We start from the raw sequence: 11866 nt of genomic DNA on the forward strand, positions 1-11866 counted from the left end.
GAATACATGCAACCAATTATTTCTTTTGAACAATTTACCTTTCAATATAGGCATACCACACAGCCTACTTTAAAAGATATTACATTTCAAATATATCCTGGGGAAAAGGTACTTATCGCTGGACGAAGTGGTTCAGGTAAGTCAACATTAGCTCATTGTATAAATGGGCTAATCCCATTTTCTTACGAAGGGATAAGTACCGGTAACATTTTAATAGCTGGAAAGGATCCGAGAAAAGGTAGTGTTTTTGAACAGAGTAAACACGTAGGGACAATATTACAAGATCAAGATTCACAATTTATAGGCCTTACTGTCGAAGAGGATGTAGCATTTGCATTAGAAAACGATTGTGTAAATCAAATAGAAATGAAAAAGATTGTTACAGATTCTTTAAAAAAGGTAAGCATGCAGGACTTTCATATACAAAGTCCGCATGAATTATCAGGAGGTCAAAAACAGACAGTCTCTCTTGCAGGTCTGCTAACGACAAATGCCGATATATTATTATTTGATGAACCGTTAGCTAATTTGGATCCTGCATGTAGTTTGAATACAATAGAACTCATTAAAAATATACATGAGAAATATAATAAAGCAATTGTAATTATTGAACATCGAATAGAAGAAATTTTAAACCTTGATTTAGATAAAATTATTTTAATAGATGAGGGAGAAGTTATTGCCGTTGGTTCACCGGATAGTATTTTAAATTCTAATATATTACCAAATATCGGACTAAGAGAACCTATTTATATAGAGGCGCTAAAGAAATTAAATTTTGATAGTAATAATGTTAGGGTATTTCCAATTGAAAATCTTCGTAATGCAGGCATTCATAGCCTATTAAAGAACTGGATGCATAAGCAAGTTTCATCAAAAAACAAATATATTAAAAAAGCTTTATGCAAGATAGAAAATTTATCATTTACGTACAATAACAAACATACAGCCTTAGAAGATATCAACCTTTCAATAGGAGAGGGAGAAATAGTAGCGTTATTGGGTCATAATGGAGCAGGGAAATCGACATTAGCTCATACTCTTATAGGAATAAATAAAACGAAGAATGGGAGAATAACATTCGATGGAGAAAATATAAATTGTTGGTCTATTCGTAAACGCGGGGAAGTTATTTCTTACGTTATGCAAAACCCAAATCAAATGATTACACAGCCTACTGTTTTAGAAGAGGTTTCATATTCATTAAAATTAAAAAAGGTTTCTAAAGATGAGATTGAGAAAAGAGTCGAAAAATCTTTAAAAATTTGTGGATTATATCCATTTCGTAACTGGCCAATTCAGGCATTAAGCTATGGACAAAAAAAGAGGCTTACTATTGCATCTGTACTTATAACAAACCCAAAACTTATTGTATTAGATGAGCCGACAGCTGGACAAGATTATTACCATTACAAACAGTTTATGTCGTTTATTAGAAAACTGGCTGAAAGGGGCATATCCTTTATTATTATCACACACGATATGAATCTTGCTTTAGAATATGCAGATCGAGCGGTAGTTCTGCATGAAGGGAAAATTATTGCGGACAATACTGTATCTGCTGTTTTAGGGGATAAAGGAACGTTACAAAGAGCTAATCTACGGGAGATTTCATTAATAAAACTAGCTAAATTAAGCGGAATTCCAACTCCAGAAACATTTGTGAAACTTTATATTGAAGCTAATAGGAGGGAGGAATATGCATAATACGTATTTGTATCGTATGGATGGTGCAATTAAATTATCTTTATTTATATTTTGTATGACACTTACTTTTTTATTTTTTGATTTTCGTATATTGCTAATTTTATTTATTATTGGATGTATCGGCCTCTTAATTGCAAAAATTCAATTGCGTAAAATTATAGTTATTTTCAGCGTTATATTTACATTTAGTTTATTAAATTCCGTTATGATTCTTTTCATTACGCCCACCCATGGATCGGAATTAACGGGATCGTATACCTCTTTTTTATATAGGTTATGCAACAATTACATATGAAACTTTATTTTATGCAGCTACACTTTCATTGAAATATTTTACGTTATTACCATTTACACTTCTTTTTATTTATACAACTAATCCAAGTGAATTTGTAAGCAGCTTAAATAAATTTGCTGTTCCTTATAAAATTACATATGCAATAAATATTGCACTGCGTTATATACCAAGTATTCAATCTGAATATATAATCATTAGACACGCGCAGGAAGCAAGAGGCGTACCTTTTGAAAAAGGAGAAGCGAGCTTGTGGATTCGTATGAAAAACCGTGTTTTAATTTTTTGGCCACTTATTATTCATTCATTAGAAAGGATTGATACTGTTTCAAATGCAATGGATTTAAGAGGTTTTGGAAAAAAGGATAAACGAACGTGGTACTATGCAAAAGACGCACAAAAGGAGGATTACATCACACTTTTTGTTGGTATTATCATTTTGATTATTGCAGTTTACTTAAAGTTGAATGTATTCCAAAGCTTCTGGTACCCATTTTAAAGCACTCTCAATAGAGTGCTTTTACTAATTTTTATGAAGACATGCTCAAAAAAGGGAGATATACATACTGTATAATACGAACCAGTTAAAATGATCAACTACCTATTAGTTTTCAAACCAAAAGGAGGAAAAAATATGAGTTTCGGCGGTTCTTGTGGTTTTGGTGGAGGTTTCGCTTTATTAGTTGTGTTATTTATTTTATTAATTATTGTTGGATGTAGCTGTTGGAGCTAAGGGTACTAATTTCTAATTAGTCTCTTCTAAATGTAAATTAAAAAAACATAGCAGATACTTTTTGTATCGAAATAAAAAAGGAGCCATTATGCTCCTTTTTTATTTATTATGCAACGTGCTCTCATTATTATATTTTGGGAATGTAATAGTTAAAGTAGTTCCTTTATTAACGATACTTCGGATTTTTAAACTGCCTCGCATCGTTTCAATAATTTTAACAGCAACCATCGTACCTAAACCAGTACCTTTCGTTTTTGTACTAAAATATGGTTCGCCAAATCGATTAATTTGCTCTTGCGACATTCCAACGCCACTATCTTGAATCCTTATTATGACCTTATTATTGCTAACAGTTGCAGAAATAATTAGATTACCGCCACATGGCATTGCTTCTATACTGTTTTTTATTAAATTTAAAAAACATTGATGGAAGTGCTGTGTATTACCAATAATTGTTCCCTCTGAGAACTCTTTTGTAATATTAATAGTATTCATGTTACAAAAAGGCAACATCATATTAATAACTCGATTTAATTCGTGCTCCACTGAAATATGATCTAGTTTTTCTGAAGCCGGTTTGGCAAAAGTTAAGTAATCATCAATAATTGCTTGTGCACGATTTAACTCTTCAAGAATATGCTCAATATACTCATCTTTGGATTGTTGAGTTATATTGGGTGTTTTTAAAAGTTGTGTAAATCCTTTTACAACAGTCAATGGATTCCTTACTTCATGTGAAATACTTGCAGCGAGTTGGCTGACAATCTCCATTTTTTCAACTTTTATTAATTTTGATCGCATAAATATTGCATCTTTTAAAACCTCATTAAAATAGACCATAAATAATATTAAAATAGTTGGTAATAGAATGAAATAAATAATGTATAAATTATTCACTTCAAAATCTGATAGAGTTAAAACAATTACTGTTGTAAATATTGCAAGGAAAAAAGTTAAAAACATAGATGAAGTTACTTTTATTTTCCTATTGTATGTATTAAATTTTGAGGATGCGAATGCTGTAATTATTAACATCGTTCCATAAACAATGATTGTTAACAGGCTAAAACCATAAAACATAAAACGTATTATTAATAAAATCATGAGTAATGCAATACCGACTGGAAATCCACCATAAAGTGTACCAATTAAAAAGGGGATTTGTCTTAAATCGTGAATATAATTTTCATCCATATAGATGGGATACCGCATACATAAAATTAGTGGGATACTCGTACAAAGAATGATAAGTAGTTTCTTATATTTCTTCCCGAAGTACCCACTATCATAAATAAAATAAAAAACAAATATACTGCTTAAAATATAAAGAAGATTATTTAAAACATTTTGATTAATGTAAACAAAGTTCATAATACATGCCCCGTTATCCTGAATTTCAATCCCATATGTATTATACATTATAAAAGTACAAGTTTTACATGTACTTTTACAACGTATGTAGTTTTTATAGATTTTCAGTGTTATAGGCTTTTAACCATGCATTATTAAACTCTTCCATTGACGCATAGCGCCCACTACGATTTTCATTTACAGCACGGTATGCTACTTCATATAAGCCTTCACTAGCTTCCCATTTCATAAAGGAACGATCTTGCCCGCCACCTAGTAGTGCAAAAGCTATAGCCCCCATATTAAATACGTTTGTTTGTCCGTCTATTATAGAGTTAAGTTGAAACTCTTCAGGTGACATAAAACGAGATGACCCCCACATTCGGCCCATCTTATTTACATACGGTTTGTTACTGTATAAATCAATATCACAAATTTTTGTTTCATTAGTTTTAAAGTTGTACAAAATACTACCGTCATAAAAATCAATAGCTACATAGTTTTTGTGTTCAACGTAAGTATGGAAATTAAAAATAGAATTTAATGAAACTAGCCTATTTTTAACGGATAATTTTTTATATTTATAAAATGGTGAGTTAGGATCATTATATTTTGCTGGGGGTGGGAAACTCCAGTGCGGGTGGAGACATTCACCGTCAAACCAATCAAAAATTAAAACATATCCATGTTGTACAGGGTAGTGATCAATTAAACTTATAAGAGAAACGTGTTTTAATTCATTGTATATAGTAACTGAGCTTTTTAATCTTTGTATAGCTTCATTTGTAGAAGCATTATATGCGAGTGTTTGTGCCCCTGCATATTTTATAAAGTTCTTTTTCCCATTCTTTTCAACACCAAAACTTATATTACCGGAATCTTGTTGGTCAAAAACCGCAAATACTGTACCTAGTTTTGTAAGCCAATCAAAATTATGATGTTTTTTTAGTTGGAATGTTATAGTATCTAACTGAATTTTAACTGGAATATCTTTCATAATTCACCTCAAATTTAATATAATTAAGTTGTCCATTACAGTATTCGACATATTTTGTGAAATCCCTATATTTATAAACTTAAATTTTATAAATATAATAATATATAGTTATAAGGAGGAAAGCAAATGGATGGAAAAATCATAATTAAACCGTACCAACAATATTGGCATACAGAGTTTTTAAATGAAAAAAATAAAATTGTGCCTTTACTCCATGAAGAAATTATTGCTATTGAACATATAGGAAGCACGGCCGTAGAAGGATTAGGGGCTAAACCTCTTATTGATATGATGATCGGCGTCACAAATTTACAAATCACCGAAAATTGGACTGAAAAACTTACGGAAATTGGATATGAATATGTTCCAAAAGAAACACCTAATTGGCGTTTTTTTAGGAAGGGTAAATGGAGAGCTGGTACCCACCATTTACATGTTTATATTTATAATAGCGAGGAATGGAGGAACAACCTTTTATTTCGAGACTTTCTAATAAATCATGAGTGGGCACGTGAAGAATATAGAAAATTAAAAGAGATGCTTGCTGCTACCTATCCTTTTGATCGTGTTTCATATACAAATGCAAAAGCACCGTTTATTCAAAATATATTAACAGTGGCCAAAAAGAGTATTAACAAAGTATAAATAGTATCAATTAAAGTCCTTCCTACAAAAAAGTGTGGGGAGGATTTTTTTCATCATAATGATTTTTATTATTTTCCAGTTGTTACAATCAGATTATTTTATTTATTTCGATATTTTTAGTACATTAAAATTATTAAGGGGGATTATTAATGAAAGCTATTGTACATCAACATAAAAAAGGATTAGAAGGTTTAGAATATAAATTATCGCCTGAGATAACTCCTAACATTGGAGAGGTTAAAGTGAAATTAAAAGCAGCAGGTTTAAATCATCGTGATTTATTTATAATGAATAATAGAAAAGAAATGGAACTACCATTAGTTTTAGGGTCAGATGGTGCAGGTATTGTTATAGAACTAGGAGAAGGAGTTTCAAATATTTCACTACATACCGAGGTTATTATTAACCCTAGTATTGGATGGAATAATACTCATGAAATACCAGAGTTACCTGAAGTACTAGGTGGACCAGCAGATGGAACATTTGCTGAATATGTTATTGTACCAGCAGAAAATGTAGTGGAAAAGCCATCATATCTTACGTGGGAAGAATCTGGCGTTTTATCTTTATCGGCATTAACTGCATATAGAGCGCTTTTTACAAAAGGTAGATTAAAACCTGAAGAACATGTCCTAATTCCGGGAATCGGCGGTGGTGTAGCTACTTATGCTATGTTATTTGCTAAAGCAATTGGAGCAAAGGTGAGTGTTACTTCAAGGATAGAGGACAAAAGAAAGGCTGCTGAAAAATATGGAGCAGACTTTTCTTTTAATAGTTCTGGTAATTGGGACGAGTGCCTACATGGAGAAAAAGTGGATTTAATTATAGATAGTATAGGTCCGGCGACTTTCTTAAAATATTTTGATATATTAAAACCAAATGGAAGAATCGTTAACTTTGGTGCAAGTTCAGGAGATAAAATCGAATTACCGTTACGAGCATTATTTTATAATCAAATTGATATTATGGGAACATCAATGGGAAGCCGTGAAGAATTTAATGAGATGGTTCATTTTATAGAGAAACATAATATTAAACCAATTATTGATAAAGTATATCCATTAGAAGAAGCAATCCAATCTTTAAATCGAATGCAGCAAGGAGAACAATTCGGTAATATTGCCCTTCGTATGGAATAAGAATATGATTTCGTAACTAATATATTTAAATGAATATGTTATGTATTATATCCATGCATAGAGTGTTCACCATACTATTTAAAATGGTTTACAACCTTTATACATATTTAGCTCGTGTAAATAGTTACACCATTGTCAAATGAATAGTAGCAAAATGAGAATTTGATGAGAAAAGTTTAAGCCCATTTTCATATTGATGTTGTATACTGTGTAAATCAAGAACACTTGTATCTTTATTTAAAGTACAATGAGTAATAATAAGGAGAGAGTAATATGAATTACACAGTATTTCAATGGATTAATAACTTTGCTGGATCATCCAAGCTATTAGATACGCTAATGATCGCTATTACAAATAGTGCTGCATATGTAGCTATTCTATTTATGCTTATCCTATGGTTCAATAACGGAAAGAAAGAGAATGCAATTAGAAAACAATATACAGTGTTATATACGACACTTTCAGTTAGTATTGCATTATTAGTAAATGTTCTTATACATGCGGTATATTACCATCCGCGTCCTTTTATAACACAGCATGTAAATCAATTAGTACCGCATGCAGCAGATTCATCATTTGTAAGTGATCATTCTGTACTCGTATTTTCGATTGCTTTCGTATTTATTCTAAGAGGAGAAAAACTTAAATATATCGCGTTAATATGGGCAATATTAGTCGGTGTATCACGCATGTACGTAGGCGTTCATTATCCTCTAGATATACTTGGTGCTGCGTTCTTAACATTTATTACAAGCGGCTTAGTAATGCAAAGTGCACGTATATTTGAGCCGTTAGCAAAATTTATTTTCAAAATGTATGCACTAGTATCAAAACGAGTTCCTTTTTTAGCGAAATATAACCATATAGCTTAATCGTAAGAACCTACAAAAGTAGGTTCTTTTTATTTGAAAATTCTAAAATTTCACTTACCGTATTTTATATAAAAAATACAAGATTAATAAAAAACAAATAGCAACATAGTCTGGTTTTCTTATTGTTATAGAGGAATTACTAAAAAAACTTCGAAAAATATAGTATCTAATATAATAAAGAACATATTTAGTAACACATCTTTGCATTAATACATTGGAAAAGAAAGGAGATAAATATGCATAAACTTCAAACGAATAAAGGCGCTCGATATATGATGATTGCTTTTATTATTTTGTTTCTTACTATGCTTTTACGCATGTTTTATATTCAAGCGGTAGGAGTCGTGCATAATGTTAATGTAAAGGATCTTGCGAAGGAACAACAAAACAAAAATGGAGTTTTAGAGGCAAATCGCGGGACAATTTATGATCAAAACGGTAAAGTATTAGTCCAAGACTCAACGACATATCGCATCGTTGTAAACTTAAAAGGAAAAGATAAATTAAAAGATAAAGAAGATACTGCACAACGTTTAGCAGATGCGCTTGAAGTTGATAAAGAGGATATCATGAAAAATTTTCATGAAGGACGTACGCAAGTTGAAATTGGTAAAATTGGACGTAACTTATCTAGAGAAGCGAAGGAAGAACTTAAAAATTTGAAAATACCAGGTGTATCGTTTACAACAGAAAAAGCCAGAGTATACCCAAATGAAGACTTCGCCTCGTATATACTTGGTTTTGCAAGACCAGATGATAAAGGTAATGCGGAGGGCAAGTTTGGGCTTGAAGAAAGTTTGGATAAATATTTACGCTCTACAAACGGAAATGTAAAATATGTAGGTTCACGAAATGGTATCCCACTTACAAATGATATAGGAAAAATAGAACCTGCTAAAAATGGAAATAACGTATACCTTACGCTTGATAAACAAATTAATAGTTTTTTAGAAGACGCGATGAATAAAGCGGCGCAACACTATGACCCTTCTATGTTAGTAGGAATTATTGCAGATCCAAAAACAGGTAAGATTTTAGCAATGTCTAGTAAGCCTAGTTATAATCCTAACAAGGGAGACATTGAATATTTTTTAAACGATCCAATTGCGAATGCATTCGAACCAGGGTCTACAATGAAAGTTTTTACATTAGCTTCTGCAATTAATGAAGGTGTATATAACGGGAAAGAATATTTCCAATCAGGAAAATACGCAGTTGGTTCAGCAGAGATTAAAGATCATAATGGCGGCTATGGATGGGGCTCAATTACATTTGATGAAGGGTTTGAACGGTCATCGAACGTTGCTTTTTCTATTTTAGAAGACCAGTTACTGAAACCAAATAAATTCAAGCAATATATGAATAAATTTGGTTTCAATCAAAAAACAGGGATAGATTTACCTGGAGAAAGTAAAAATACATTATTGTTAAATACTCAAATTCAACAAGTTACTACTTCTTTCGGCCAAGGCTCAACTGTAACTCCTATTCAAATCGTACAAGCGGCCACAGCTATAGCAAATGACGGCAAAATGATGCAACCTTATATTGTTGATAAGGTTGTAAATCCAACAAATAAACAAGTTATTATGGAAAATCAACCTAAAGAAATAGGGAATCCGATTAAAAAAGAAACTGCAGAAGAGGTAAGGAACTTAATGGAGCGAGTTATTACTTCATCAAAAGGAACGGGAACGATGTATAAAATTGATGGCTATCCGATTGGTGGTAAAACAGGGACAGCGCAAATTCCGAATCCTGAAAATGGACGATATATGGAAGGGAAAGATAATTATATTTTTTCATTCTTAGGAATGGCTCCAATTGATGATCCACAATTAGTCGTATATTTAGCCATTAAGCAACCTAAATTAAAGGGGAATGAATACGGTGCTCAGCCTCTTGCTGAAATTTTTAAACCAGTTATGAAAAATAGTCTAGAATATTTAAAAGTGAAACCATATACAGAAAAGCAAATGGCAGATGCAACAAAGCAATCTGAAATAAAAGTACAAAGTTATGTAAATCAAACAATGGATACTGTAAAAAATATTGCAGAAAAAGAGAAACTTCAGCCGGTATTATTAGGAGAAGGAAAGATAATAAAACAATATCCACAGACTAGCGAGGTAATGAGTGAAGGAGATCGCATATTTCTAGTAGGAAGTAATGTGAAAATGCCTAACCTAAAAGGTTGGTCAATGCGTGATGTTATGTATTTCTCTAAGTTGTTGAAATTAGATTTAAAAACAACAGGTACAGGGTATGTAACGAGTCAAAGCATTGAAAAGGGAGAATATATACAAGAAGGTGATACTTTAAAACTAGATTTGGAACCGCCTCTAGAACCATTAGCAGAAGCGAGTACAAATTAATATCGAATTTTGTAAGAGTCTATAGTATAATAGGCTCTTTTTTTAGAGTTACAAGCAATTTCACGCACCGTATTTTTTAATAAATAAAAAATCAAGTTACAAAATTATAAAGGATGCTCACTTTTAAAAAAACTGATTATTCTTTTTAATTATTTACAATATAAAACCTATGTGATAATATGGAAAAAACCAAATGCAGTGAAGAGAAGAGTAAATAAAATGAATTTTTCACAGAGAGCTCTATTTAGCTGAAAAGGAGCAAAAATTCTTTATTGAACCAAGCCTCTGAGCAGCACATCGGAACCTTTTAAAAGTGGATGGTGTGATGGGAGCTCCCGTTATAGAGATAAGGTATAAGCATGAAAATAGTGCAGTACCTGATAAGGTTAATATGGCGACATATTAACAAACTAGGGTGGCACCGCGATGATAAATCTCGTCCCTAAGACTAAAAGTCTTGGGGGTGGGATTTTTTTATTGTTTTAAAACAATTTAGAAAGCGGGTGCCTAAAGTGAAAAAATTACTTGAAGATTGGAAATATCCTTTATTACTATTGTCCGGAGTTGGTATTGCGAATTTAGGTGCATGGATTTATTTAATCGCACTGAATGTACTTGTCTATAATATGGGTGGCTCAGCCTTAGCTGTCGCTACTTTATATGTGATAAAACCATTAGCCACTTTATTTACAAACGCTTGGTCAGGAAGTATGATAGATCGTTTAAATAAACGAAAGTTAATGATTCACCTCGATATATATCGAGCAGTATTTATCGCTATTTTACCCTTGGTTCCATCCCTTTGGATTGTCTATCTCTTAGTATTTTTTATAAGCATGGCCAGTGCGATTTATGAACCAACTGCTATGACATATATGACGAAATTAATTCCAGTAGAGCAAAGACAACGTTTCAACTCACTACGTAGTTTAATAGGATCTGGTGCATTTTTAATTGGTCCAGCAGTAGCGGGGATATTATTAATAACTGGTACACCAGAGTTTGCTATATATATGAATGCTATAGCATTTCTGTTATCAGGGTTAATTACATTACTTTTACCTGATCTTGATAAAAAATACGATTCTAATACATCAAGTGATAAGTTATCTCTAACTGTACTAAAAAAAGATTGGAACATAGTTTTAAATTTCAGCAAAAAATCTGTGTATATAGTATGTGTTTATTTCCTATTCCAAGGAATGATGGTTTTAGCTACCGCTATAGATTCACTTGAACTATCGTTTGCGAAAGAAGTTTTATTGTTAACAGATAGTGAATATGGCTTTTTAGTTAGTATCGCTGGAGCGGGTTTTATTTTAGGAGCCATAACAAATACAATTTTATCAAAAAAATTAGCACCTTCATTTCTAATGGGGATAGGATCATTATTCATTACAATCGGATATTTGATTTATGCTTTTTCAAGTGAGTTTTTAATAGCTGCTATCGGATTCTTTGTTTTATCTTTCTCTATGGCATATGCAAATACGGGATTTTACACATTTTATCAAAATAACGTTCCGGTTCATATGATGGGACGAATCGGGAGTATATACGGGCTCGTTATAGCTGTTTTTACAATTTTTATAACGATTCTGTTCGGCGTTGCAACTCAATTCACTTCTATACAACTTGTAGTCATTGTAGGAGTATTGGTAATGCTACTTATTACTATCATATTGTGCGTGTTTACTTTATTACCATCGCGGTCTAAGGTATATTCCGCTGAATCAATAAATTCAAAATAGTTCC

9 protein-coding genes, 1 pseudogene and 1 other annotated feature are annotated in these 11866 nt (G+C 31.9%); of the genes and pseudogenes, 8 read left to right on the forward strand and 2 right to left on the reverse strand.

The window, feature by feature from the left end; genetic code table 11:
• The first annotated feature begins 6 nt into the window (after positions 1-6).
• The 3 genes and pseudogenes from JFU18_RS02305 to JFU18_RS02315 all read left to right on the forward strand — a co-directional run bounded on the left by JFU18_RS02305 (position 7) and on the right by JFU18_RS02315 (position 2732).
• Positions 7-1707, forward strand: a complete 1701-nt coding sequence (locus tag JFU18_RS02305) for an ABC transporter ATP-binding protein (RefSeq protein ID WP_201033858.1) — start codon at positions 7-9, stop codon at positions 1705-1707.
• Positions 1700-2498: pseudogene (locus tag JFU18_RS02310) on the forward strand (energy-coupling factor transporter transmembrane component T family protein). The gene JFU18_RS02305 and the pseudogene JFU18_RS02310 overlap by 8 nt, the downstream one beginning before the upstream one ends.
• Before the next feature lie 135 nt (positions 2499-2633).
• Positions 2634-2732 carry a YjcZ family sporulation protein gene (locus JFU18_RS02315; RefSeq protein WP_000007808.1) on the forward strand — a complete coding sequence of 33 codons (99 nt, stop codon included), beginning with the start codon at positions 2634-2636 and terminating at the stop codon, positions 2730-2732.
• 99 nt (positions 2733-2831) lie between these two features.
• Here the strand turns inward: JFU18_RS02315 and JFU18_RS02320 are convergent, their stop codons facing one another.
• Entirely contained in the window at positions 2832-4151 is a 1320-nt protein-coding gene (locus JFU18_RS02320; protein WP_002141985.1) for a sensor histidine kinase, read from the reverse strand.
• Between the two features lie 46 nt (positions 4152-4197).
• A complete protein-coding gene (locus JFU18_RS02325; protein ID WP_201033857.1) occupies positions 4198-5079 on the reverse strand; it encodes a serine/threonine protein kinase in 882 nt (293 codons plus the stop codon).
• A 126-nt stretch (positions 5080-5205) separates the two neighbouring features.
• Here JFU18_RS02325 and JFU18_RS02330 point away from each other — a divergent pair, with 126 nt between their 5' ends.
• The 5 genes from JFU18_RS02330 to JFU18_RS02350 all read left to right on the forward strand — a co-directional run bounded on the left by JFU18_RS02330 (position 5206) and on the right by JFU18_RS02350 (position 11862).
• Positions 5206-5724 carry a GrpB family protein gene (locus JFU18_RS02330; RefSeq protein WP_201031112.1) on the forward strand — a complete coding sequence of 173 codons (519 nt, stop codon included), beginning with the start codon at positions 5206-5208 and terminating at the stop codon, positions 5722-5724.
• A gap of 149 nt (positions 5725-5873) precedes the next feature.
• A complete protein-coding gene (locus tag JFU18_RS02335; protein WP_201031111.1) occupies positions 5874-6863 on the forward strand; it encodes a zinc-binding dehydrogenase in 990 nt (329 codons plus the stop codon).
• Between the two features lie 273 nt (positions 6864-7136).
• Positions 7137-7736, forward strand: coding sequence for an undecaprenyl-diphosphatase (locus JFU18_RS02340; RefSeq protein WP_201031110.1), 600 nt, complete (start codon positions 7137-7139; stop codon positions 7734-7736).
• Positions 7737-7972: 236 nt separating this feature from the next.
• Entirely contained in the window at positions 7973-10111 is a 2139-nt protein-coding gene (locus tag JFU18_RS02345; protein ID WP_201033856.1) for a penicillin-binding protein, read from the forward strand.
• A gap of 189 nt (positions 10112-10300) precedes the next feature.
• Positions 10301-10558, forward strand: a binding site (T-box leader).
• A 65-nt stretch (positions 10559-10623) separates the two neighbouring features.
• The gene (locus tag JFU18_RS02350) at positions 10624-11862 is read left to right on the forward strand and encodes an MFS transporter (RefSeq protein ID WP_201050222.1); all 1239 of its coding nucleotides are present in this window, start codon (positions 10624-10626) and stop codon (positions 11860-11862) included.
• Positions 11863-11866: the final 4 nt, after the last annotated feature.

The organism is Bacillus sp. TH22 (assembly GCF_016651015.1).
Taxonomy (GTDB): Bacteria; Bacillota; Bacilli; order Bacillales; family Bacillaceae_G; genus Bacillus_A; species Bacillus_A mycoides.